We start from the raw sequence: 24996 nt of genomic DNA on the forward strand, positions 1-24996 counted from the left end.
CTCATCCGCTTTTCCTTTATAACGTGTTGAATCTCTTCAAATGAACTAACAAGGTCTCTAATGCCGCGAATTTGTTTTCTCGTTCCCTTTCTTTTATGCATTGTCTTTATCACATCAACAACTCAAGCACATACGATAACCAATCAAAAACTCATAGCTCTTGAAAAAGCGGCATCCGCTTATAGTAAAGCACTTAAAAATGCCGATGCAAATGTCATCTTAAATGCTATTCCTCCCCAAATCATCAACCGCTTAACCGCTAAAAAAAATCTTAGTCAATCACAATTTCGACAAATCATGAAAAGCCAAATAGAACGGTTGGCAGAAAGTTACAAGATTGAAACGATCAACATTGACCAAAAACAAAAACGTGAAGGTACACTTGATAATGGCACCCCTTATTTTGTTATACCCGTGGAGCTTGTAACCACAACAAATGCTGGAAAAAAATGCTCTATTCAAACTGAAATTATTGCCCTACTTCACGATAACCAATGGTATTTTATCCGTAGGAATGACGAAACGCTCTTAAACATAACCAATGAACTATTTCCTGGACTTGAAAAAGTAAAAATCAATCCCCAAAAAGTCACAAAAATACTCTGAGTGAAAAGAACGCACGTAAATAAAAGATTTACCCCTATAAACAAGTTGTAACAATTGTAGCAGCAGCCTTAAATTCAACTTTTTTATGAGCACGGCGTGCCATTGTTTCTTTATCTATTCCCCATTGTTCCATCATCCAATCTTCATCTAAATGGGCAATAGACCAAGCATGATCAGCATCAATATTTCCCGCAGCAACAGCAAGAGCAATGAGAGCAGATCCCGTTAAGGTTGTCATCATATGAAGTGCGGCAAGCATATAAGAAGACTCAACGCTACGTAAATAATGACTCACAGCTTGAAGTGCTTCTGATGATTGTTCCACATGTATCAGCCCTTCTGTCAAATAAAACCTTGCACCCAGTTTTTTTTCTGCCCAATCTAATAAAGGATCCCATTGTTCAGATTGTTTTTGCACCAACTCTTTAGGTGTCTGTGCACGATAAAAGATCATATCACACGCAACGAAACGCAATAAATCTTCAAAAACAACCTGCATATCATCAGCGATACCATCAATAACAGTATTAACCAAACGCGTCATCGGCATTTTTGCAGGATCAACAACGTGCTTTTGGTTCTCAAATTCCTGAGCAACGTATTCAGCAAACACTTCTGTTGGCACATGAAAATGACGCCTTGCGGGCGTTTTAACGGGACGTTCGTCCAACAAAATCGTAAAGCCGACCTCCCCACAAGCAATCTTCACTTGCTTATAAAACCGTTTTGGGTGTGATGGGCATGAAAGATTTTGAATCTTTTGAACAGAACTTTTTCTATTCTTATTCAATGGCATATCAAAATGATCCAAAATTTCACGCATATTTGTTTACCTCTGATCTTTTCAAGAAAGCAACTGTTTTATCCAAGTTTTATACACTTTAATAAGATTTAATCCGATCTTCCCATGCCTCAAATAAGAAAAAGATCTTGCCAATCCCAATCTAATTAAAGAGTTATATTTCATGTTTCTTTTACAAACAAGACAATGATAATATCTTTTCATATATTCAATTAAAGTCATGAATATAGAATAATTTTTTTAAAGTATAATCTTAATTAAAAAGTTTAATACATTGAATATGATAATAAAGGTGATCACGCTTTATCATTTTGCTTATTATCCACCTATAATAATGCGATTAATACGAACAGCTTCAAAAACGCTTTTTATAAACTTTCAAAGCATAAAAATGCGCATCATCCACGAAATGATAGAGCTGTATATTTTACAAATCTCCTCCTTTCCTTAACAACAAAAGCTCTTAATCAGCAGCCAATATTTTCCTGCCTTTCATGATTGATATCAGCAACCTCAAATGACAGTACTTTACAGCATAATAGGATAAACAATGCTGCTATTTTAAAAAGCTGATAACGAATACATCCCCAATATTTATAGCCAAAATAACACAAATAGATTTACAGTTTCATTGTCAATTTTTTTGAAGCATTTAAGCCCCCTATCAACCAGATAAAAAATAAATCAACGTGATCCTTTCATACCTATTAAAACACATGATGCCATTATTAAAAGAAGCAATTAAAATTCTGCACCATCAATGGGTTTAATCTCGACAATAAAACAAAACTTTAAAAATCACATTTATTATTTTTAAAACGATTTATTAAAAATGATAGCGCAAACCACCAGAAAAATGAACTCCAGAAAAACCAGCCTTGGTTAACCTATGCTGATAGCTAAGATCACTGTGAAGTATAACTTTAGAAGAAAACTGCGCATTAATACCCAAACCTATTTCTAAAGAAGAACCAAAAGAACCCAACTGGAAAACATCTTTAAAATGAACAAATTGTTTTTTACCAAAACGATTTGAAAAATGAATATTACCATAAAAACAAATGATACGATCCTTTTCAGATGCTGAAAATGTTTTATTTAAACGCCCACCAATACGCACCAACCATTGACCTATTTTTTTCATCTCAACATCAAATCCATCAATATCACGAAACTTATCAAATCGAAGATGTTGATAAATAAGCTGGAGTTGCGGATCAAAAATAAGATCTTCATATCCTGTCATAAACACTTTACCAGCAGAAAACGAAACGTTCAAAGGATTTGCTTTTAATGTCGCCGTCTTACCCCAAGCATGGGTAAGCACATCCCCTTTAAACAGACCATAAGATAAAAAACCATGTAGATAAAAACCAGTGTTGTGTTTCACACTACTGTATGTCGTAAATGACCATTTATTAAACGTACTCTTTTGGCTCTGTTCCACGTTACGAGGTTGTAAGGAAAGCTTTCCATAGTTTCCCATAATCCCAAAAGATGTTGTACTATATGCGCTCTCTATTGTTTTGAGCAAAATCTTTGTTTTTATAGCGTTATAATCAACATGACCATCGTACCCATATTTAAGTGTAGAAAGATCTGAGAAATAACGATAACTCCCACCATAACCGTAGACAGATAAAGCAAAATTACCTTCAAATTTTAATAATTTACGAGGAATAGACTGTGTAACTTGCAATTCCTTTTGTTGATTACTGATATCCATGAGTCCAATATGAAACAAAGCATTTGGTAACAAAAGATAGGTTGGAACTTGTGGAACAACCTCTCTGACCTTTAACTCAGAATGAGGGATAACAGACCTTCCCAAATAAGGCTGAATATACTTACTTTCAAGGCGAAAATCCCAAAAATCTCCATTTCCTTCAACCAATCTTTGAGAAATTTGTGCATTTCCAAGGGTAGAATCTGGACCATAAGCATGAAGATAATATTGGTAAGGCAACCCCTCTAATGCAATATAAGCACGATTTAACTGAAAAGAATCTTCTGCCGCTTTTCCAGAAACCTGAATAAGTGAAATACTATGAGCATTTTCACCGGTTGCTATCTCACCCTGATTTCCTGCAACAAATTGCACATAAACTGTCGTTTTTCCAGAAACATCACCATGTATCAAAAGCCGATCAGTCTTTTTATTATCGAGCAAACCATCACTACTGAAATGTGTATTGAGATAAATATCAGCACTTTCTTGCGCACTATAAACTTCTTTCTCTCCCTCTCCAATATAAAGTGTCTGATACTCCTGAAACATTGGAGTTTCAAAAGCAATAAAGCTATTAGAAATTTTTACAAATGAAATAAATGAACTTGTGCGGTTTGCAACTTGCGAATCTATCTCTCTTCTTTTTGTCAAAAACCATTTTGATCCCCCCGTCAAATAAAGCTCAGCAATAGAATCATCAGCAACACGTGTCCCTCCTATCAACGAAGAAGAATCCGCCAAAATCGCTATAGTCCCTCCCTTTTCAGCTGTTAATAATAAGTCACCAAAAATTTTTGTACCTTCTGTTACTGCAATATAACTACGACTGTTATTACTATGAATAGCTATTCCATCTGGAATCTCAAAAATCGTCCTTTTCAAAAAGACAAGTCCCTGTTCATACGCATCATTCGCCTCATCCATCTCAAAATACATACCATGTTTGTTACCTATTGCTTTAATAGTTGAATCTTCAATGTTAACCCGCGAAATTAAAATATTCCCTTCTCTGCCGTTATTGGAGGGTGTGTGAAAATCTTGTCCAACTGTTAAAACATGAACATCCGTAGAAATAATATTAGTATTTTTTAAATAAACAGAGCCCTGATGTTTTACATTGAAAACTGTATGTGCAATCTTTTCATTTGTATTTTCATTGTCTTCTGTTTTTTGATATTTTGAAGTAATGGTAACACCATCTAAAGTCGCACTCCCCCCTCTCCCCACATAAAGCGCAGCAGCATCATTCACATCAATAAAACCACTTTTCATCTGAATACCCGCATCAGCCCTAACGAAAAGAGCACTCTCTTGACCGATACCCAAACCTTCCACTTTAATTTTTGTATTCGTTAACGTAACAGATGCTCCTCGCTTCTCTGCATAAGCTGCAAACTGAGAAGCCTCAATTGTTCCACGATTAACCTCAATCATTCCACTATCAGCTTTAAGACCTATTGACACATTTTTAAAAGCTGAATCACTCAAAACAATTCTTCCCCCTTGTGATACAGAAACACCATAAATATCTTCTATACCCCCAGTAGCTTCAACCTCTACACGCATTGCCTGAATAACTGTATTTGGCTCCTGCACTACTATAGCAGCAGGCAATATGAGAGAACTACCCTCCCCATTCTTTTCTTTAACAGGTACCGTGAACTTATATACTTTATCACTAATTGTATGCTTTACACCATCACTGCATTTATAAGGCAATTTGTTTTCGTCACATGACAGCGATGTATATGAATGAGAATACGCCTCAATATTTATATTTAATAAAAAAGAAAAAATAGCTGCTGTAAAAACACACGAATACAAGTGATTTTTAGATACCTTGGTTATCATTGTTTTTCAAAACTCTCTTTTTTTCAACAAAACAAAAAATGCTGGCAAAAAAACAAACCACAAATTAAACACAATAAGAATGAAATAAATTGATGTTTTTTATTTTTTATGATAAATTATAGCATACAAATAATACGTTCTGTCTTTTATGTAAAGAAAGAACAAAAAGTTTAAAAACACCATTTATGATGACAATCTCTTTAAAGAGTGCATCTCAAAAACCGCTAAAAACTGCGATACAAAATGCCAAAAAACTAATCTCAAAAAACGCGAAAAATGTGAATTTTGAAGAGATATAATATTCAATTTATCTCACCACCGAAAAATAAAAATACAACAAAATGATAACAATTTTTAAGATTTAAACAATCCAACCGTTTTAATAAAAATACGATATAATGAGATATAATATATGAAAGCTATAACAGCATCATTTCTTTAACTACAATAAAAAAACAAAAAATCGCACACTAATTTATAACCTAATGTACACAATTTCTGTATTAAAAATGCTAATATCTAACAAAAAAATTATCATAAAATGAAAAGATCTTTATATCAAAATTACTTGCATAATACTTTAGATCTTTTGATAAAATCTAAAATACAGTAAAACACTCACCATCTTAAAATTAAAAAACACCAAAATAAAATTTCATCAAAATCAGTTTTATGAAAGCTATCTGTTTATTATCATTAAAGCAGATATTTTAGCAAAGCTATTATTTGACATTCTTTATATTGAATAAATTTCTCTAAACAACAACCCACTATCCTCCACTATCATCATCTGACAACAACACTATTGCTAATCTCGTAGCTGATGAATATAACTATATTGGAGACAAAAGAGCCGTATTTTTCTCTTCTCCCGTTTAATATTTTCATTCAATTATTGCTTTAAAATGAGTATTCTACTGTTGATGATCACTTGTGCAAAGCTTTTTTTATTTACTAGCGTTTTTTATCATTCATCAAGACGTAACATCTTTTTCGTCTAATTGGTACACCAAAAATATCATTATCTATAACCTGCTGATACCTTACTACCATTAAATTTGCTAAAAATGAATCACTTCGCGATACTGATAAAAGTAGATTCTCTTTGAATCTTGTGGTTTGTATCGATAACCTGCTTTAGTCATGCATTCATAAATTGCTGCAAACTCACTTGCACACGAATCCATATTTTCAGGAAAAGCGTAGATTGGCTGCCTGCCACATTTGAACAGTGCTTGTGAGATCGTAGATTCATTGACATTGGGCTTTTCTCATAATGCCAAGATCGATTGGAGGAGATTTGCTAACACATCCAGCAGAGCTTAATAAAATTATAACACTCAATAATTTCAATATTTTTCATTTCCCCCCTTCAATATTTACGATAGAAAGGCTGAAAAACTTGCTAGTATTTTCTCGCATACAAGATGGCTAGTACATAAAAAAAAGAAACCCCTCCCCCCATGCGAGAAAAAGAATATGAGGATTATTGATTACAGAAACATCAATACCTAAGGTTGACATTCAGGTTGTTCTTTATGCTCTTTACAATGAGGACTATTCAAACGCCTCTCTACACTTCGCTGAGGAATAACTGCATCAGGCTGACAAATTGGAAGATTTTCATATTTCTCACACCACTTCACCCTTCCCAATTTATCTCGGAAACCTGCTTGGATCATACATGCATTCTCTGCCTCCTCAGCATTGAATTTCTCATCCATACTTGTTTCTGTATCAAGCCGACCATCCAAATGCTGCACTCCGCATTCCAACAGAGCTTTTTTGATCTCAAGCTGATCTGCGCCGGGCTTTTCCCATGCATCTACAGCCGTTCGAGAAGGCTGTTCTTCGTAACATCCAGCCATAACAAATAAGGTTATCCCGCTTAATAATTTTAAAATATGCTTCATTTTCCTATCCTTGAGTAATTTTGGCACGAAACAATCTATAAATTATTTTACATGCTGTTTTTTACTTTCAAAACAATGATGGACATTATCAACCTTTATTATTTTTATCTTCCCGAAGATTATAACATTATTTTTATATCAAAAATACGGTAAAATTATTACTAAAATCATATTCTATCAACGGCATGCTTATAATTATTATCAATATTTTGATTACAACAAAAATAGATATTTTTATATTATTGCGCCTACAGTTGTAGTACCCATAAATAAATAACATTGAAATGGTGACTTAAGGACACCCCAGTGCACAGGCATGAAAAACATGAAGATAGGGATTGTTGATCATCATCAGCAAAAATTAAGGCTGATATTCAGGAGCGGTTTTATATTTTTTACAAAACGAGCTGTTCAAACGCTTCTTGACACTTTGTTGCGGGATAACAGCACTAGGACGACAAATGGAGAGGTTTTCATCTTTATTAAGTATAACACCAATATAGTCCTCCCCATTTGTAGTGGAATTTTGCTTGGATCATGCAAACATCAATGGAAGCCACTGCATTGATGCTTAACTTTTTATTTTCTGGAAAGATATCATAAGGAGCTGGCATGCCACATTCTAACAGTGCTTTTCTTACCTCAGTAAAGTCTGCTCTAGGTTTCTCCCAAGCACTCAAAACTCCTAGTGGAACTTGTCGATGTTATATCCAGCGATATTTGACAGAATGAGACCACTTAATAATTTTAAGATTTGTTGCATTTTTTTCTCCATAAATAACCTAAACCTAAATTATCTAAAATCGAATAAATTGGCATAATATGAAGCGTTCCATAGTGCATTGCACACGTATAAGGCGCATGACTATAAAAATTCTAGGATCATAGGCGCCTAGCGCTCTCCTCTCCTTTCGCATGGGAATTGCTGGTGGAAATAATATATAGGGAAACTCCAAGGATACCTTATAAAAAGTAGGTGGATTGTGACCAAATCCTATACCAATGGGGTTAAGTAAATGGTTTTGTAGGTAAACATGATCTTTTTCGCCATCATTTACGACATATAATAGATTTTCTATCGATAGAGCCTTATCAGCTGTTCCCAAAAGATAGATATTGTTTCTTTGCTATATTGTGGATATCTCGCTTTTTAAAGTCACGCAATCCTTTACCTACTGTTATGGCACCTTGGGGGGCTACGTGCACGAACAATCGCGACTGTATTGCCATTTAGCCCGCTAATCAAACTATTATCGATTTTGTGTTTTACATCTCTATAATCAAAACGTTTGGCTGCGCCCCTTACATCTTTTATGGTACCAAGAATGCCCACATTGACAGATCCTGTCACACCAACAAAGGACTTTTCAGGCATTTCTTGTATCTTAGAGATATCATAGTTTTCCGAAAGCGTGATATTATTTCCAGCATCAACGTTGACATCACACTCTGCTGAAACATTTGTCGGCTTACATGTTTACATCATGATCAGCAATAATCTGCACCTCTCTGCGCTTTGAAATAGGATTGAACGGAGCTATTTTCCTATTGATCGCCAGTGTCTTTCGCACTCGCACCCACAACAGAAGCACCGCTGCTGCTCTTTTCAATCTCAAAGCCAAAGCCTGTGTGCTCTTCCTGTGTACTTGAACTATGATTACTATGACCCACAATACAGTTGCGGAGTGCATTTTGTCCTTCTCCACTTGTGATAAAAATTATCCCGTATCAATATTATAAAAAATAAGTTAGATCCTTGCTCTTTTGCTCGCAATAACAACAAGAATCGTAAAACTGTCACACGTTCATTGTTCTCTTTAATTTACTCTTCTATGAAATTTTATTGTGATACCTTACTGCTCTTTATTGAAGTTTTTGCAAACGCAATGATACAATGACTTTGATTATTCACTATTTTCTACCAACGCCAATCCTCTTTGAGAAAAAATAATAGACAATAAAAAACTTATCCCCTTTACCCCATAACAACTCAAATATCCTTTTAAAGGATACAGAAGACTCCAACCCTTCTTTTCGAGAGAATACATCTAGAACTTTATCTTCGCTTCTAAAAGCAATAGTAGTTTCTTAAACAACAAAATTTAAACAACAAATTTTTTAAAGAGCTTATAAAATAATAAAAACAATAACTTATCTTGTAAAACAGAACTCCATTAATACGTTTAGAAAAAGATATCTGCCTATAATCTTGTCTCTATTAAAATCTATTTGCATTGTTAAGCATTTTAACATGAAAGACTTATATTGATTTCAAAGCTCACCATAAAAAAATGCCCAATATTTATATGATTTGGCCGTTAGCATAAGCAATGGCTCACAAAAACTTCCAAAGCAAAATAATAACGAGCAGATTTTTTTCAATCTCAATTGTTCTAATCTTTAGAGTATAACAATCAAACAACTGTTCTCCTGATGACATCAGTTATTTGTTTTGAGTTTTATCTCTATTCACATTTTATTGCTGTTTCTTTTGCTTAAAATTATAAAGTTTAAGTGCATAGAAACAAATAACAAGCCAAGCAATCCAACTAAAACCTATAATTAAAATTGGCCGTGTCTCATCAAAATACCATAAGAGAATAAAAATAAAAACCATAAATAAAATAGAAAAAATCGATCCTATTGGCCAAAATGGAATTGGAAATTTTAAACCATTCTGTGCTTCTTTAGGCATCTTAATTCGCATAAAAAATTGTGAAAGTAGAATCATCATCCAAACAAAAACTGTCGCAAATGTTGCCATTGCAGCAATAAGAAAAAAAAGCTTTTCATGGTAAAAATAATTAAGGACAGCACCAAGAAGAAAAATACCGAAAATCATCAAAATAACAAAAATCGGTATACCATTTTTTGATAAATATTGAAACTTCTTTAAAGCATAACCTTCCTGCGATAAACCATGTATCATGCGACAAGCACCATACATTCCACTATTCATTGCAGAAATAGCCGCTGTAACAACAACAATATTTAAGATATTTGCCGCATACGAAATCCCAAGATTTTCAAAAATGGATACAAAAGGGCTGTCCATAAGACCAATCTCATTCCAAGGATAAAGTGACATTAAAATCGCTAACGTCATGACATAAAAAAGCAAAATACGAACTGGAGTAGAATTAATTGCCTTTGAAATTGTTTGATGAGGGTTTTGAACTTCCATGACTGCCATGCCAATGATTTCTATGCCACCAAAAGCAAAAACAACAACACTAAAGCAAGCTAAAAAACCAAACCAACCATTGGGAAAAAGTCCACCATTTTTCCATAAATTATGAACAGTAACGGTAGAAAAATTTGCACCTTCACCCCACCCCCAAAAAATAATTGCTATTCCTAAAATAATCATCGCAATGATAGCGATAACTTTAATAGAAGATAGCCAAAACTCTAGTTCACCATAGACTTCTACAGCCGCTAAATTAATACCTGTGATGATTAATGTAATACTCAGTGCCCATACCCAAGGAGCAACATCAGGATACCAAAACCCCATATAAGTCGCAAAAGCTGTAATATCAGCCAAACCAACAAGAATCATCTCAAATACATATGTCCATCCCGTTAAAAAACCTGCTAATGGTGATATGTAATTTGCCGCATAACGAGCAAAAGAACCAGGTAATGGATTATGAAGTATCATCTCTCCTAGAGCCCGCATAACCATAAAAATAGCTAAACCAGCAATACAATAGGCAATCAAAACACTGGGACCCGCAAGCTTAATTGCCTGTGCAGACCCATAAAAAAGACCTGTTCCAATAGCAGAGCCAAGAGCTAAAAAAATAACTTGGCGCTTACTCATCCCTCTTTTCAGTTCATTTATTGCCATTTCTTTCCTTACTTTTTGAAATGCTGACAATCTACACAACGATAACAGCTTTATGATAAATAAAGCCTCATGTTTCTTTCACAAATATATTTCAAAAAACATTGAAGACTAGCCCGTCAAACACTTTGCTCTAGACAATGAAAAAATACTTTTATTGCGATTACTCAGCTTTTATAACCTGCAATTTTGTATTATTTTATTCAAATAAAGTGATAATGAATTTTTTTATAATTGTCATTTAATTCATTTCGTATTCTCTAGTTTTTTACAGAGAAAATTAATCTTAATGTAATCTAAACTTTTAGGCTTCTATTTCCGTGCACGGAAATAGAAGCCTAAAAATTCATAACAAACGCATTAACTATGCGTACAATTAATTTTTTGTTACTTTAAGAAAACTCTCTTTGAGCCCACAAAGCAAACTTTTTACGCCAATTGAATAGCTCAATCAATGATAATACGAATCTCGCAAGCCTTCAAAAGTATGAGAAATTGTATTTACAACCCATCTTTTAAGGACTCCAACTGTCTTAAAGATAAACTTTCCAATGGAAAAAAAATATGCGCTAAAAATAGAATCTTTGACTGTTGGCCTAATGATAGCATTCTCCTTATCTTCGGGATTTTGCCCTGAGATAGCAATAAAATCTTTGTTTTTCGCTAAAATCAGAGGCCCCTTCTCTTGGGCCACTATTGTAATGAAAACTTCCTCTGGAAAGCCACCTCTCCTACAATTTGCATGAATCTCAAGAATTTGAGAGAAAAAAATAACTGTTATTGATACACATAATCTAGCACTTTTAAACATTTCTTTCTCCTTTTTTATTTAAAATATCAAAAATGAAATATAAAATTCATAAAGTATTAACAAATAAGAAGAATATACAATAAATTTTTTATTTTTACTTAATATAATACATATATTGTAATTTGTACTTATAAAAATATAATATTACAACATATAATTTGTGAATATTATTTAACTTAGATTAAAATTTCTGATAGAAATCAGAAAATATAGGTACTTTAAATTTATAGTTTCTATAAAATTATGATGCTAAATCAGATCCCTATAAAATAATAAAATATCTAGTTGACTATAAATAATATATATATACATAATTCATTAAATAATTCAAATATAGTATTGATCTTCTATATTTTCATATGAGGAAGTTTCAAAATTCAATATCCGCCCTTCATCATTGTCCTTAAAACAAATATTATTGAAAACTTAATGAAGGAAAAATTGTTTCTGGTAAAACAGATAATAAGTGCCCTTCACGCACAAGTATATGTGCTTGATGAAGATCTGGAGCCAGATAGCGATCTTCCTTAAGAGAAGCAACATTTTTGCGTAAACATTCCATAACAGATTGCAAAAAAGTACTTGTTTTTAAAGGTGCACGATATTCAATTCCTTGTGCTGCAACAAGCGTTTCAATGCCAATAAGTGTAAAAAGATTTTCGCTCATTAGCAATAACCGACGAGCTCCATGGCAAGCCATTGAAACATGATCTTCTTGATTGGCTGAAGTTGGTGTTGAATCAACGGAAGCAGGATAGGCCATTTGCTTATTTTCAGACATTAAAGCTGCTGCTGTTACTTCAGCAATCATAAAACCTGAATTAAGACCCGCATTATGCGCTAAAAAAGCTGGAAGTCCATAAGAAACTGCTGGATCAACCATAAGAGCAATACGCCGTTGAGAAATAGATCCTATTTCACATAAAGCAAGAGCAATCTGATCAGCAGCAAACGCTACAGGTTCAGCATGAAAATTCCCACCTGATACAACGTCACCATTCCTTAAAATCAATGGATTATCTGTAACAGCATTTGCTTCAATAATCAGTGTTTTTGCTGCTGCCAGCAAAATATCAAAACATGCCCCCATGACCTGTGGCTGACAACGTATACAATAAGGATCTTGTACACGCTCATCACCCCGTAAATGTGCTGCACGAATTTCTGAATCCTCTACAAGCTTTTCTAATGTTTTCGATACGGCAATCTGCCCATAATGTCCTCGTAAAATATGGATATCAGGATGAAATGGCGCCGTTGATCCCATAATGGCATCTGTCGTCAAAGCTCCTGCCAGCAATCCACCACACAATGCCCGATAAGCTCGAAAAAGACCAGCAAGTGCAAGGGCTGTTGATGTTTGAGTCCCATTAATAAGAGCTAGACCTTCCTTTGCCTCTAAAATAATAGGGGACAATCCCGCTTTCTCTAATGCAACCGCTCCACTCATACGAATATTTTGAAAAAATGCTTCTCCTTCTCCCATCATAACAGCCGCCATGTGAGCAAGTGGAGCTAGATCACCTGAAGCACCAACAGACCCTTTTTCAGGGATGACAGGAATGACGCCCTTTGCAAGCATATTTTCCAGCAAATTTACCAATTCTAGACGAACTCCTGAAGCTCCTCTTCCTAAAGAGATAAGCTTTAAGCTCATTATCAAACGCACAATATTTTCAGCTAAAGGCTCTCCTACCCCACAACAATGGGACAAAATAAGATTTCTCTGTAAAACAGCGACATCGTCCGCATCAATTTTAATGGAAGCCAACTTCCCAAAACCAGTATTAATACCGTACACAGGCTCACTTCCAGCAGCAATTTCAGCAATGCGCTGAGCCCCTTTCTCGATAGCTAAATGCGTATCATTATGAAGTTTACTCACTTCACCATTAAAATAAATAGCTTCAAGTTCACTAAGCGTCACCTCGCTTGGTTTTAGTATAATAGTCATAATTTACTTTCTTTTTTAATCAAAGCGTAATGTTTAGCATTATTGATCCTTCTATAAAACAAAAAAACTATAACGACTCTTTAAAACGGGAATACTTTCTTAAAGGTATTCCTTACGATGGAGTCATTATCCAAAAGTAGAATAGTTGACGATAAATGAAATATTGACAAGCACAACCAAGGTCATGGATTTCAAAAATAGATAACGCATTAATTTATAATCATAATCTAGCATTATTTATATTGAATTTGATAAGAGATCCGAACATCTTAAGATTCTCCCATTCTAAATCTGTGTATGTTGAATTAATCAAAACCATTCGCTTGAACGTCATAAGCGAGATTGGCGTATGGATAAAACTGTACAAAAAAGAACTAAAACCCCTCTTATGAACCGTCTCAAGGGCTGTCGCAACATTGGGAAATGATAAACTGTGTGATGGTGCAGACTTGTTCTTGTGTATGAAGCGTAAAGACGAAGGACTCAATGGATTTATCATATGGGTATATCATTAAGCTATTCCTACTAAACTTATAAAAATCTTAGACAGATAGCTGTCTCAATCTATCATGATTGCAAAAATTAAACTCTATAGAAAATTAAAAAACTTATTTAACATATCACAACATAGAAGAAATTAAGCTTATTTACCACTTCTAAAATTGTATTTAAAGCGCCAGATTGAAACCTGAAAAGTACATCTTCAATAAAACCACACAAGACTCGAACTAACCCGTTATTTAAAATAAAAATAAAAGAAGCTTTCTTATATCAAAAAATTTAATTAACATATTGTTTTTATATTATATATTTAAAAAGAGAAATGCTTCATATAACATATTTATATTTTACTTTTTTGTTATATTGAATCTGAATTTAGAGATAATTTCAGAATTAGTTTTTTTAAAGATTCTTCCAAGCCATTACCCTTTTTCTGCAAATTTCTGATTATGATAATTTTTGTATTTTTTCAGTTATTTTTGTCAAAATTTAAGAACTCTCATTTAATAATAAGAAATAAGCGTAAAAACAAAGAATTATCAAATATTTCTATTCAATCTACCTCTTCCCCTTTTATAAAATAATCTGTTGTTAAACTACAGTAAAGAAAGCACTCCGATGCTATAATTTAGTTCATAAATTTTCTATTTAAAACTCTCTCATATAAAGTGAACAATAAAAATAAGATGTAATATGTAATAAGATGTCAATTTGAATGCTGAAGAAGAAAAAACTCTCCCCCTCAAAATCTACCTTAATAATACGTTAATCTCCTGAATACCGCCTACTCTGATGTGCTAAAAGAGCAAAAGTAATCATCGATATCAGATTATCCTGCATACATATAGAGCTCACTTCGATACAAAAGCTCCAAATTACCTTGCACTTCATATTTCTTTGTCAATGCAACCAATTGCCGCAAATATTCTTCCCCATAGCAAGCAATAGCACGTTGCGCTTGCGTTGAAGAGCGGCTCATTCCAATAAAAGCTTCAGATGGGATCATCATCGTCCAATTGTGCGTATGGAAAAAAATCTTTTCTGGATCTACCCCAAAGCCATCCTCATTTCCTGTAAAAAATCAAAATTACGATAATACCGGGAATAGTTCGGTCTCATTTTCTCTAACAATGTCTCATAAGCCTCTAGAAATTCACTATGCTTGAAATCACGATTATTTTGAATAACAGCCATGACACCATTGACTCGAAGTTGATCTGAAACAGAACAAAGCAACTTAGGACGATCCATCCACTGAAACGCTTGCGCTGCAATGACAAGATCGACCTCACCAATTTGAGGCAATAGGTCTTCGGCACGCCCCTGATACCACTGCACCGTAGGAAATTTTCTTCGCCCCTTCTTAATCATATCTGCCGATACATCGATAGCATGATATTGGTGCTCATTTCCTCAAAAATTAACAACTCCCTCTAGTGCGATACCTGTCCCAGCCCCCACATCCACAATGGACAAATGCTTTTTGTTCTTAAAAGGATGGAGCATGGTTTTAAATAAAGTGAGGGGGGTAGCGAGGACGATAACGATCATAATCATTAGCCAATCCATCAAACTTTTCACTTTGCCGTTGAACACTTTCTATCACAGGATTTTCCCCCTTCCCAATTATTATATGCATGTTTTGAAACAAAAATACTATAAAAATAATATATTTTCCTGTAATAATAATTTATATGAATATCATTGATCTTTTATAAGATGACCTCTATATTACCGCTATTATTTTAATATCAACAAGTCACTTAAGCGTTCCTAAAACGCATAGAGGTGTCAGTTTATTGATAAATATGCCTGTTGATAAAATTCAAAATACTTTCCAGCAAGAAGATAAACCCTATATAATACATAAAATATCTGTGGAGACATCTTTATGTTAAATGTACAAACTTCTTCAATGTTTAAAATATTAAAACAATTTTCAATCGTGATTTTTTTGGCATGGTTAGTGCCATTTTTAAGTGGGTGCGGATTTAATACGATACCAACAAATGAAGAAAAAGTACATGCAGCATGGAGTGAAGTGCTCAATCAATATCAACGTCGTACAGATCTCATCCCCAATCTTGTAGAAACAGTTAAAGCTTACGCAGCTCATGAACAAAGCGTTTTCACAAATGTAATTGAGGCACGTGCCAAAGCAACGCAAGTCAACATTAATGCAGATATGTTGAATAATCCAGAAGTTATGCAGCAATATCTCAAAAATCAAGCAAATTTATCAAGTGCCCTTTCGCGGCTTATGGCTGTTGTCGAAAACTATCCGGATCTTAAAGCAAACCAGAACTTTCTTGCTCTTCAATCACAATTAGAAGGAACAGAAAACCGAATTTCCGTTGCGCGCCGCGATTATATTGAAACAGTACGTGCTTACAATACTGCTCTCAAAACAATGCCGACGATGATTTGGGCAAAGCTATGGTTTCGTGATGCTAAACCTATGCCTACTTTTACCATCGATACTGATAGCCAACAAACACCAAAGGTTAATTTTAATTAATGAAAATATTTCAACACTCTATACAACGTCGTATTTTTCTACGTTTATGGGTTCCTTTGAGTATTCTATATTTGATCATTGCATTGGGGAATGTCACTTACGCACACACTAAGTTTCCTCCCTTAACCGGCTATATCAACGATATGGCTCATTTACTTGATCATGCAACACAAAGAAATTTAACGGAAAAGCTAGCTACACTCGAAGAGAAAACAGGAGATCAAATCGTTCTTGTGACGCTCCCTACTCTTTCGGGCAATGATATAGAGACATACAGCAATTCTCTTTTTCGTACATGGAGATTAGGTCAAAAACAAATCAATAACGGCATATTAATCGTCATTGCACCAAATGAACGCAAAGCACGTATTGAGGTAGGCTACGGTCTGGAAGGAGAACTAACAGATGCCATTTCCTCTGTCATTATTAATAGCTTCATGATTCCTAATTTTCGTGAAGGAAATTATCAAAAAGGAATTGTCGAATCCGTTCACGCAATTATCAAAGTGATCACACAAAGTGATGCTGATTTTTCTTTTCGAATCAATCAAAAAGCTAAAGCTGTTGAAGAACAACGCAAACAAGCTGAAAAAGAAGAAATGATTACAAATACAATCACGTTTCTCATTCTCTTTATAGTCATTTGTTTGCCCATTCTTGCTATGATTTTTGGTAAAAAAATAGGTCCACGAAAGTATCTTTGGCTGGGTATTGTCTTCACACCTTGGTTTTTAAACTTAAATGCGAGCGGTAGAGGTTCTGGTGGAATCTTTGGCGGACCTTCAGGGGGAGGAGGATTCAGAGGTGGTGGTGGATCATCAGGTGGTGGCGGTGCAACAGGAAGATGGTAAAACGAGCATAACGATTTTTTTAATAAAATTCATTGCACTTCTTATAAACTATCTCTTAATCCTGTTCTTTTTTTATTTTTCTGATTATAATACAAACTCAAACATCAAGATAAATATTACCAATGACATTTGAATTAAAACATACGGATCGTAATAACTTATCATATCATTTTAATGCAATTCTAGGAAATCCACCCGTTGAATGGAAGATAAGTAATCATCTAGTTGAGTATCCTGAAGCTCTGCGTTATATGCAAGAACGTGTAGAAAAAATTCTTGCAAAAACCGCGCATGAACAGGTTTGGCTTCTTGAGCACCCTTCCCTTTATACAGCAGGGACGAGTGCAAATAAAAAAGATCTTTTGGCGCCTAATTTATTCCCTGTTTATGAAGCAGGACGTGGAGGCGAATTCACATATCACGGTCCAGGGCAGCGTATTGCTTATATCATGCTTGATCTTAAACGCCGAAAACAAGACATTCGTGCTTTTATTAGTGCATTAGAAGAATGGATCATACAGATGCTTGCAAACTTTAATATTAAAGGCGAACGCAGAGAAGATCGAGTTGGTGTCTGGGTTAAACAGTCTCATTGCCCATCAAAACAAAATGATCTTTCTTCCGAAGATAAAATTGCAGCTATTGGCATTCGAGTGCGCAAATGGATAAGTTTTCATGGAGTTTCTATCAATGTTAATCCTAATTTAGCCCATTATTCAGGAATTGTTCCTTGTGGAATTAAAAACCACGGTGTAACAAGCTTTCTGGATCTAGGTTACCCTGTAACAATGCATGATATTGATATTGCTCTCAAACACGCCTTTGAACAAATTTTCGGTCCAACAATTGATGTTTCCTAAGTGCATTGATTTTTAAATAAAAAACAGGCATAAAATCGTTTTAATAAATATTTTATTTTATGGGGTAGATAGTTAAACGCTATGAGCGATAACAAAAAGGATCTTTTTAGTGTTTTAAATAAAGCCCCATCTCGGGTAAATACAAAAGAAAACACTCTGCAGTCTCCAATGAAATCAAAAGCGATGATTTCAAAAAAAAGCGCAAAAGATACGCAAGAAGATGACTATAATGCCCTCTCTATTCGAGTGCTTGAGGGTTTAGAGCCCGTACGTTTACGTCCTGGAATGTATATTGGTGGAACAGACAGTAAAGCGCTTCATCATTTATTTGCCGAAATTATTGATAACGCGATGGATGAAGCTGTTGCGGGTTATGCAGATTTTATTGAGGTCTCATTAGATAGGAACGGTTATATAACCGTTACAGATAATGGACGTGGTATTCCTGTCGAAAATCATCCTCAAATGCCTGAGAAATCTACTCTTGAAGTTATTATGACACAACTCCACTCAGGGGGAAAATTTGATGGAAAGGCTTATCAAACTGCAGGTGGACTTCATGGGGTAGGGATTTCTGTTGTCAATGCTCTTTCTGATGATATGGAAGTTGAAGTTGCACGAGAACGAAAACTTTACCGCCAACGTTTCTCACGCGGCATTCCTCAATCTGGATTGGAAGATCTGGGAGATGTTTATAATCGTCGTGGTACGCGCGTTCGTTTTCATCCTGATCGTGAAATTTTTGGTGAAAACGCAGCTTTTGATCCAGAAAAAATCTATAAGATGGCATGCTCCAAAGCTTATCTTTTTGGTGGCGTAAAAATTCGCTGGACTTGTGATCCCGTCATACTTGAAGGCGCAGAAAATATTCCTGAAAAAGTTGTTTTTCATTTCCCCAATGGGCTTAAAGACTATTTACTCTCGTCACTAAAAGATGAATATCGAGTAACATCAGAAATTTTTTCTGGCAAAACACAACAAAATAATGGCCATGGCTCCGTTGAATGGGCTATCGCTTGGCATGGTGGTGATTCTTGTGTGCAATCTTACTGCAATACGATTCCTACAGGAGAAGGCGGAACACACGAAATAGGATTACGTCAAGCTCTTTTGCGTGGATTGAAATCCTACGCTGAGTTAATAGGAAACAAGCGCGCAACAATTATTACGTCTGACGATATTATGATTTCAACAGCCGCAATACTTTCAGTCTTTATCAGTAACCCTGAATTTGTTGGACAAACAAAAGATCGATTAGCGACCATTGAAGCACAGCGTATCGTTGAGAATGCAATCCGCGATCCTTTTGATCATTGGTTAGCAAATTCCCCGCAAGAAGCAACAAAACTTCTCGATTGGGTTATTGAACGTGCTGAAGAACGTGTTAGACGACGCCAAGATAGAGAAATAAGTCGAAAAACTGCTGTCCGTAAATTACGTCTGCCCGGTAAACTTGCAGATTGTAGCCAGAACCATGCTGTGGGTGCTGAACTATTCATTGTTGAAGGGGATTCTGCAGGAGGATCTGCTAAACAAGCAAGAAATAGAGCAAACCAAGCAATTTTACCTCTTCGTGGTAAAATCTTAAATGTCGCCAGTGCTGCACATGAAAAAATGAACTCAAGCCAAACAATTAGCGATCTTATCCTTGCTCTTGGATGTGGAACACGCTCCAAGTATCGTGAAAAAGATCTCAGATATGAACGTATTATCATCATGACAGATGCTGATGTTGATGGTGCTCATATTGCGTCACTGCTCATTACCTTCTTCTTTCAAGAAATGCCTGACCTTATTCATCAGGGACATTTATATCTCGCCGTCCCTCCCCTTTATAGAATATCGCAAGGAGGAAAAGTTGCTTATGCTCGTGACGACATTCACAAGGATGAATTGCTCAAAACTGAATTTACTGGAAAAGCTAAAATCGAAATCGGGCGTTTTAAAGGGCTGGGTGAAATGCGCGCGGAACAACTTAAAGAAACGACTATGCATCCTCAAAAACGTACATTGCTTCGTGTTTCTATTGATGCCGTGGAAATGCAAGAAACGAAAAAGACTGTAGAAAGTCTCATGGGAACAAAACCAGAAGCACGATTTCGTTTCATACAAGAAAATTCTACTTTTGCTTCTAATCTAGACATCTAATGTAAAAAATATCCCTTTCAAACCACTGCGGCTGCGTCAATCACACGCAGTTGCGGATTGGTCGTTCCATTCCAATAATTCAAACTAAGATGACCAGCTAAATGAATCATTTCACCAATATTTTCAAAAAGAAAATCACCAAGAGATGTCCCTACAGCACGAAAAGCTATTCCTTGCAGTTTTTTTCCTTCAACATTAGATACAATGAGGCGAAGATGTCCTTTACCAACTTCAGATAGATTCACCAATCGATGAGAGGGAAGAACAAAAACAGGCGTTGCATTCCCTGTCCCAAATGGCCCTGCTTTTTCAAGCAACTCAAACAGCGCTTCATTAACACCAGAAGCAGAAAGAGAACCATCTATACTAAGAGACTTTTTAGCATGCAACTCAGAAACCCTTAAAGAAACTTTTTCTTCTAGCCATTTTCGAAAGATTTCAATTTTTGTTGATTGAATTGTAATTCCTGCGGCCATACTATGTCCCCCTCCCTTTTCTAATAAATTTAATGTAACAGCTTCACGAACGAGTGCTCCTAAATCTATACCATTAATTGAGCGTCCCGACCCTACGCCATTTCCATCTTCTTTCAAAGCAATAGCAAAAACAGGACAAAAAAAACGCTCTTTGAGACGGGAAGCAAGAATACCAATAATTCCCGGATGCCATTCTTTATGAGAAATTACAAGTGACAAGGGTATTTCTTGATCTTGATAAAGAGAAGCAATGTAAGATTCCGCTTGTGCTAATTGAATGTTCTCCATTTCTTGGCGTTCTTGATTAAGCTGATCTAATTGTTCTGCTATTCTGTCCGCTTCATCTTTATTCTCACAGCTAAGCAAACGTGCTCCCAAAGCTTGATCACCAATGCGCCCTCCTGCATTAATTCTAGGGCCTAACAAAAAACCTAAATGAAAACTATTAAGCGGCTCCCCTATTCGTGCAACCTTTGTTAAAGCTGTTATTCCTGGATTATGCATAGAACGAGCAACTTGAAGCCCTTTTATCACAAAAGCACGATTAACCCCCTGTAATGGGACGACATCACATATGGTTGCCAATGCAACAAGATCAAGCAGACTTAAAAGATCAGGCAGCTGCCCTTGGAATTGTTTTTTCCGCAGTAAATGATGAACCCAAGCTAACGTAACAAAAACAACGCCCGCTGCACATAAATGCCCCTGTTTAGAAAAATCATCAGGGCGATTAGGATTGACAAGAGCAACGGCTTCTTGATGAATCTCTGACATTTGATGATGATCTAAAATCACAACATCAGCACCAGCAAGCCTCGCTGCTTTTACCGCATCTGGACTGTTTGCGCCACAATCAACAGTGATAATTAACCGAGCACCTTCTTGCACAAGCATCCTCATTGCTTGTTCATTCGGACCATAGCCTTCAACAATACGATCAGGAATATAAATTTTGACTTCAATACCAAAATAACGAAAAAAACGCGCTATGAGTGCCGAAGAACAAGCACCATCAACATCATAATCACCAAAAACAGCAACCTGTTCTTGATTGAGAAGAGCCTTAACAATGCGCTCTGCAGCGCATTGCATATCCCTAAAACTTTCTGGATCAGGCATAAGCGTACGTAATGTTGGATTAATAAAAGCAACAGCCTCAGCTTCATCCACATCTCTTGCTGAAAGTACTCGAGCTAACTGATCTGGAAAACCAAATTTTTGAGAAATAGCGCGCGCATTATTTATCCCTTTGACATCAAGGGCATCTAACCAAGCTTGACCACAAGCAGAAGATTCAACATTGAGAAAGTAACGAGACCACTGCATTATTGCTCATTTTATAATGGAGAACGATAAAATACAATCATACGTTAAAGATAAAATAGTCTTTTGCAACATTCATTTTAAGCTTAAATTGTCCACAAACTTCTTTTAATGAGGTATTATAATACCTTTATCATAACATGTTGTTTTATAAAGTTTTTATTTTCTCTTGACGTCAATCAAAAGACATTATATCAGAGTAAGGTGTATGCGTTAAATATTTCGCTATGGTAACAATTTTCAACGCAAAACAGTAAAAATTCCCTTATATTAAAAGGGTTCTAATAAAGGATACTTCTATGGCAACTTTTTCACAAAAGCCAACTGAAGTGGTGAAAAAATGGGTTATTATTGACGCAGAAAACCTTGTTTTAGGTCGTCTTGCCACATTTGTTGCTAACCGCTTACGTGGCAAACATAAAGCTACATTTACTCCACATGTTGATGATGGTGACAACGTTATTGTCATTAATGCAGATAAAATAGCTCTCACTGGCAAAAAATATACGGATAAAAAATATTATTGGCATACCGGCTATATTGGTGGAATCAAACAACGTACAGCACGTCAACTTCTTGAGGGGCGTTTTCCCGAACGCGTTATTGAAAAAGCGGTAGAGCGCATGATTCCTCGTGGTCCCCTTGGTCGCCGTCAATTGAAGAATCTACGTGTTTACGCTGGAAGCCAACATCCACATGAAGCACAACAGCCTGAATCTCTTGACGTTGGTGCTTTAAACCGCAAAAACAAAAGGATTGCTTGATTATGGCTGAAATTAATTCTCTTTCTGAGCTTAGCATAGTAACAAGTATTACAGAAACACATGAAAATGTTGTTCCTGTCCACGTGCAAAAGCTTGATTCACAAGGACGTGCTTATGCAACAGGAAAGCGTAAAGACGCTGTTGCACGCGTATGGATTAAACCAGGTTCTGGAAAAATCACGATCAATAATAAGGAATTTGACAAATATTTTGCTCGTCCTGTTCTTAGAATGATTCTTCGTCAACCAATTGTTGCAACAAACAGGGATACCCAGTTTGATATTATTGCAACCGTTGCAGGTGGTGGTCTTTCCGGACAAGCCGGTGCAGTGCGCCATGGCATTTCCAAAGCTTTAACGTATTACGAACCAGAACTTCGCTCAATCTTGAAAAAAGGTGGTTTTCTTACCCGTGATAGTCGTGTTGTTGAACGTAAAAAATACGGTAAAGCAAAAGCACGTCGTTCTTTCCAATTCTCAAAGCGTTAATTTCATTTTTTGTACAATGCATAAAGCCTCGGACAAAAACGGGGCTTTTTTTAACTGCTAAAACAGACCTTTCGTAGAGACAAATTTATATCTGTTAGAAGAAAACAAGAATGCAAAACAACAGATTCTCCTTAAACAAGAACTAAAAAATTAGATCAAAAAATATCTGTAATATAACTTTAGTTATCTCATAAGCTTTTCAATGTCTTTTTCTATCATTACTTAACAAAATTTAGTCCAAGAAATGCTTTACCATTGTGATAAAATGCGGGACAGAAATAGGCTTTGACATATATTCTTCACATCCACTGGCACGAATTCGCTCTTCATCCCCTTTCATAGCAAAGGCTGTTACAGCAACAACGGGAATCGATCTTAGTTCTTCATCTCCTTTTAATTGTTTAATAACATCTATTCCAGAGACCTCTGGCAACTGGATATCCACAAGGATAAGAGATGGCATTGATGAACGCGCCAAATCTAATGCCATAAGACCATTGCGCGTTTCAACGGTTTCATAACCACTCGCTTCTACAAGATCACGGAATAACTTCATATTAAGCTCATTATCTTCCACGATCATGACTTTTTTTGACATTCGTATAACTCCACCCTTCTCAGATAAAATAGAGAAATAGAAATGAATCCACATTCTCTTTGCTTAAGATAAAATGATAAAATGAATTGTAAACCACAAAGAGACTAGAAGCTTCCAATAAAAGCTTTTTACGCAAACATTTATAATACTCATCACTATGCTTTTTCATTTCATAAGAATGAAACCCACAAATAGTCGTAAGATTGTGATCCCCTGTATTTTTTGAGTTGATATGCAAAGTTCATGGATATCTCAATTAATACATTCGCATCATAAAAAAATATCAACCACAAACTTAGCTCAAATGTGTATTTTGAAGAGGGAAAAATTTAAGTAACCTTTAAAATAGCTGATTAGTTAAATTTAATGTGCCATATATTGCCTTACCCAAAAAAATATCTTAAGGATAAACTAATCAACATCATTAAGAGTAAAATATAACTAAACCATGATTAAATATCACGGTTTAGTTATATGAAATATTCAACAAAAGAATAATTCAAAGTTAATCAAGTACAATATCTTTTAATTCAAAGCCCATGCACTATGAGCAAAAGCATCGAATGTTCTTCCACCTGTCTCTCTGCTAGGACTCGGTGGCTTTCTAGTAAAGAAATATACAAGATATGCGATTAAACCAAAAATCGCTGCCTCCATCCCCATTAAACCCGCGACTTTTTGGACATTTTTCTCAGCCCCTTGTCCTCCAAATTGGCTAATAATCATATCAACAGCTTTAATAACTCTATTTTCCTGTGTCATTACAGAAATGAAACCAGCATTTTGAAATCTACCATTTAAAGAATCGGCATTGGCTCCTAAAACCTGTGAAAAGAAAATAGCGACTGCAACCACACATACTATACAATGCTTAAATATTTTCATCATAACCACCTATTACAATGTTTAATAAAATAAATTTTTCTTTACCACCCCCTCTAAATATAAAACAT

At 35.4% G+C, this 24996-nt stretch carries 17 protein-coding genes and 2 pseudogenes; 7 read left to right on the plus strand and 12 right to left on the minus strand.

What is annotated here, in order from left to right; genetic code table 11:
• Positions 1-60 precede the first annotated feature (60 nt).
• Complete coding sequence (locus tag ACFIJP_RS05040; protein ID WP_375625998.1) at positions 61-606, plus strand: hypothetical protein; 546 nt, start codon at positions 61-63, stop codon at positions 604-606.
• Between the two features lie 34 nt (positions 607-640).
• Here ACFIJP_RS05040 and ACFIJP_RS05045 read toward each other — a convergent pair whose 3' ends face one another.
• The 9 genes and pseudogenes from ACFIJP_RS05045 to ACFIJP_RS05085 form a co-directional block, all read right to left on the minus strand.
• Complete coding sequence (locus ACFIJP_RS05045; protein WP_375625999.1) at positions 641-1429, minus strand: ATP12 family chaperone protein; 789 nt, start codon at positions 1427-1429, stop codon at positions 641-643.
• An 805-nt stretch (positions 1430-2234) separates the two neighbouring features.
• Positions 2235-4988 carry an autotransporter outer membrane beta-barrel domain-containing protein gene (locus tag ACFIJP_RS05050; protein WP_375626001.1) on the minus strand — a complete coding sequence of 918 codons (2754 nt, stop codon included), beginning with the start codon at positions 4986-4988 and terminating at the stop codon, positions 2235-2237.
• Between the two features lie 1511 nt (positions 4989-6499).
• Positions 6500-6901 carry a hypothetical protein gene (locus tag ACFIJP_RS05055; protein ID WP_375626003.1) on the minus strand — a complete coding sequence of 134 codons (402 nt, stop codon included), beginning with the start codon at positions 6899-6901 and terminating at the stop codon, positions 6500-6502.
• Positions 6902-7262: 361 nt separating this feature from the next.
• Positions 7263-7664: pseudogene (locus tag ACFIJP_RS05060) on the minus strand (hypothetical protein).
• A 405-nt stretch (positions 7665-8069) separates the two neighbouring features.
• A complete protein-coding gene (locus tag ACFIJP_RS05065) occupies positions 8070-8276 on the minus strand; it encodes a hypothetical protein (RefSeq protein WP_375626005.1) in 207 nt (68 codons plus the stop codon).
• A gap of 1101 nt (positions 8277-9377) precedes the next feature.
• The gene (locus ACFIJP_RS05070; protein WP_375626007.1) at positions 9378-10754 is read right to left on the minus strand and encodes an amino acid permease; all 1377 of its coding nucleotides are present in this window, start codon (positions 10752-10754) and stop codon (positions 9378-9380) included.
• Positions 10755-11202: 448 nt separating this feature from the next.
• Positions 11203-11562 carry a hypothetical protein gene (locus ACFIJP_RS05075; RefSeq protein WP_375626009.1) on the minus strand — a complete coding sequence of 120 codons (360 nt, stop codon included), beginning with the start codon at positions 11560-11562 and terminating at the stop codon, positions 11203-11205.
• Positions 11563-11977: 415 nt separating this feature from the next.
• Positions 11978-13516, minus strand: a complete 1539-nt coding sequence (hutH, locus tag ACFIJP_RS05080) for a histidine ammonia-lyase (RefSeq protein ID WP_375626011.1) — start codon at positions 13514-13516, stop codon at positions 11978-11980.
• A 1330-nt stretch (positions 13517-14846) separates the two neighbouring features.
• Positions 14847-15656, minus strand: a pseudogene (locus ACFIJP_RS05085) (class I SAM-dependent methyltransferase).
• Positions 15657-15908: 252 nt separating this feature from the next.
• Here ACFIJP_RS05085 and ACFIJP_RS05090 point away from each other — a divergent pair.
• From ACFIJP_RS05090 to parE, 4 genes are all read left to right on the plus strand, one after another.
• Positions 15909-16535: a LemA family protein gene (locus ACFIJP_RS05090; protein WP_375626013.1), complete on the plus strand. Its 627-nt coding sequence runs from the start codon at positions 15909-15911 to the stop codon at positions 16533-16535.
• Positions 16535-17386, plus strand: coding sequence for a TPM domain-containing protein (locus tag ACFIJP_RS05095; RefSeq protein ID WP_375626015.1), 852 nt, complete (start codon positions 16535-16537; stop codon positions 17384-17386). The genes ACFIJP_RS05090 and ACFIJP_RS05095 overlap by 1 nt, the downstream gene beginning before the upstream one ends.
• A 122-nt stretch (positions 17387-17508) precedes the next feature.
• On the plus strand, positions 17509-18246 hold the full coding sequence (gene lipB, locus ACFIJP_RS05100) for a lipoyl(octanoyl) transferase LipB (RefSeq protein ID WP_375626017.1): 738 nt from the start codon (positions 17509-17511) through the stop codon (positions 18244-18246).
• 81 nt (positions 18247-18327) lie between these two features.
• Complete coding sequence (parE, locus tag ACFIJP_RS05105; RefSeq protein WP_375626019.1) at positions 18328-20394, plus strand: DNA topoisomerase IV subunit B; 2067 nt, start codon at positions 18328-18330, stop codon at positions 20392-20394.
• Positions 20395-20411: 17 nt separating this feature from the next.
• On the opposite strand, the gene recJ is transcribed toward parE, so the two are convergent.
• Positions 20412-22196, minus strand: coding sequence for a single-stranded-DNA-specific exonuclease RecJ (gene recJ, locus ACFIJP_RS05110; protein ID WP_375626021.1), 1785 nt, complete (start codon positions 22194-22196; stop codon positions 20412-20414).
• A gap of 296 nt (positions 22197-22492) precedes the next feature.
• Here recJ and rplM point away from each other — a divergent pair, with 296 nt between their 5' ends.
• Positions 22493-22957 carry a 50S ribosomal protein L13 gene (rplM, locus tag ACFIJP_RS05115; RefSeq protein WP_015856544.1) on the plus strand — a complete coding sequence of 155 codons (465 nt, stop codon included), beginning with the start codon at positions 22493-22495 and terminating at the stop codon, positions 22955-22957.
• 2 nt (positions 22958-22959) lie between these two features.
• On the plus strand, positions 22960-23445 hold the full coding sequence (gene rpsI / locus ACFIJP_RS05120) for a 30S ribosomal protein S9 (RefSeq protein ID WP_015856545.1): 486 nt from the start codon (positions 22960-22962) through the stop codon (positions 23443-23445).
• A gap of 232 nt (positions 23446-23677) precedes the next feature.
• Here the strand turns inward: rpsI and ACFIJP_RS05125 are convergent, their stop codons facing one another.
• Together ACFIJP_RS05125 and ACFIJP_RS05130 are read right to left on the minus strand one after the other, a co-directional pair.
• Positions 23678-24043 carry a response regulator gene (locus ACFIJP_RS05125; RefSeq protein WP_375626023.1) on the minus strand — a complete coding sequence of 122 codons (366 nt, stop codon included), beginning with the start codon at positions 24041-24043 and terminating at the stop codon, positions 23678-23680.
• A 525-nt stretch (positions 24044-24568) separates the two neighbouring features.
• Entirely contained in the window at positions 24569-24928 is a 360-nt protein-coding gene (locus tag ACFIJP_RS05130) for a hypothetical protein (protein WP_375626025.1), read from the minus strand.
• Positions 24929-24996: the final 68 nt, after the last annotated feature.

The organism is Bartonella sp. MU37NMGALS, assembly GCF_042194015.1.
GTDB classification, from domain to species: Bacteria; Pseudomonadota; Alphaproteobacteria; order Rhizobiales; family Rhizobiaceae; genus Bartonella; species Bartonella grahamii.

What these genes read in the sequence shown, in the direction of transcription:
- ACFIJP_RS05040 (WP_375625998.1), top strand. Translation starts at nt 61, where the DNA reads ATGCCGCGAATTTGTTTTCTCGTTCCCTTTCTTTTATGCATTGTCTTT.
- ACFIJP_RS05045 (WP_375625999.1), bottom strand. Translation starts at nt 1,429, where the DNA reads ATGCGTGAAATTTTGGATCATTTTGATATGCCATTGAATAAGAATAGA.
- ACFIJP_RS05050 (WP_375626001.1), bottom strand. Translation starts at nt 4,988, where the DNA reads ATGATAACCAAGGTATCTAAAAATCACTTGTATTCGTGTGTTTTTACA.
- ACFIJP_RS05055 (WP_375626003.1), bottom strand. Translation starts at nt 6,901, where the DNA reads ATGAAGCATATTTTAAAATTATTAAGCGGGATAACCTTATTTGTTATG.
- ACFIJP_RS05065 (WP_375626005.1), bottom strand. Translation starts at nt 8,276, where the DNA reads ATGCCTGAAAAGTCCTTTGTTGGTGTGACAGGATCTGTCAATGTGGGC.
- ACFIJP_RS05070 (WP_375626007.1), bottom strand. Translation starts at nt 10,754, where the DNA reads ATGGCAATAAATGAACTGAAAAGAGGGATGAGTAAGCGCCAAGTTATT.
- ACFIJP_RS05075 (WP_375626009.1), bottom strand. Translation starts at nt 11,562, where the DNA reads ATGTTTAAAAGTGCTAGATTATGTGTATCAATAACAGTTATTTTTTTC.
- hutH (WP_375626011.1), bottom strand. Translation starts at nt 13,516, where the DNA reads ATGACTATTATACTAAAACCAAGCGAGGTGACGCTTAGTGAACTTGAA.
- ACFIJP_RS05090 (WP_375626013.1), top strand. Translation starts at nt 15,909, where the DNA reads ATGTTAAATGTACAAACTTCTTCAATGTTTAAAATATTAAAACAATTT.
- ACFIJP_RS05095 (WP_375626015.1), top strand. Translation starts at nt 16,535, where the DNA reads ATGAAAATATTTCAACACTCTATACAACGTCGTATTTTTCTACGTTTA.
- lipB (WP_375626017.1), top strand. Translation starts at nt 17,509, where the DNA reads ATGACATTTGAATTAAAACATACGGATCGTAATAACTTATCATATCAT.
- parE (WP_375626019.1), top strand. Translation starts at nt 18,328, where the DNA reads ATGAGCGATAACAAAAAGGATCTTTTTAGTGTTTTAAATAAAGCCCCA.
- recJ (WP_375626021.1), bottom strand. Translation starts at nt 22,196, where the DNA reads ATGCAGTGGTCTCGTTACTTTCTCAATGTTGAATCTTCTGCTTGTGGT.
- rplM (WP_015856544.1), top strand. Translation starts at nt 22,493, where the DNA reads ATGGCAACTTTTTCACAAAAGCCAACTGAAGTGGTGAAAAAATGGGTT.
- rpsI (WP_015856545.1), top strand. Translation starts at nt 22,960, where the DNA reads ATGGCTGAAATTAATTCTCTTTCTGAGCTTAGCATAGTAACAAGTATT.
- ACFIJP_RS05125 (WP_375626023.1), bottom strand. Translation starts at nt 24,043, where the DNA reads ATGTCAAAAAAAGTCATGATCGTGGAAGATAATGAGCTTAATATGAAG.
- ACFIJP_RS05130 (WP_375626025.1), bottom strand. Translation starts at nt 24,928, where the DNA reads ATGAAAATATTTAAGCATTGTATAGTATGTGTGGTTGCAGTCGCTATT.